The following is a 340-nucleotide window of genomic DNA, read 5'->3' as shown; positions in this document are numbered from 1 at the left end:
GCGGGATCGGCCACCGCCTGATCCAGCAGAAGCAGCAGCCGGCAGGTCAGGGCCTCGGCGGTCGGCCGGTCGAACAGGTCGGCCGAGTAGATCAGGAGCAGGTCGAGATCGTCCCCGTGCGCGGTGTCGGCGAAGGTGAACTCCAGGTCGACGCGGGCCGTGCCCGGGTCGACCTGCTCCATCCGGGCCGGGTGGCCGATCATCACCGACGTGTCCAGGGTGACGGTGTTGTGCGACACCAGGGTCTGGAAGAGCGGGTGGCGGCCGAGCGCGCGCGGCGGGTTGACGACCTCGACGACCCGGCCGAACGGCACGTCGGCGTGGTCGAGGGCGGCCAGGT

The 340-nt window shown here is 71.8% G+C and carries 1 protein-coding gene; it reads right to left on the bottom strand.

Annotation, left to right across the window (positions count from 1 at the left end; translation table 11 throughout):
- Nucleotides 1–340: condensation domain-containing protein (locus tag PUR61_RS00290; RefSeq protein ID WP_329874374.1), on the bottom strand; the 340-nt coding region annotated here is incomplete at both ends.

Origin of the sequence: Streptomyces sp. BE20, from assembly GCF_036322525.1 — a bacterium.
Taxonomy (GTDB): Bacteria; Actinomycetota; Actinomycetes; order Streptomycetales; family Streptomycetaceae; genus Kitasatospora.
This window is presented reverse-complemented; position numbering and strand designations above follow the sequence as displayed.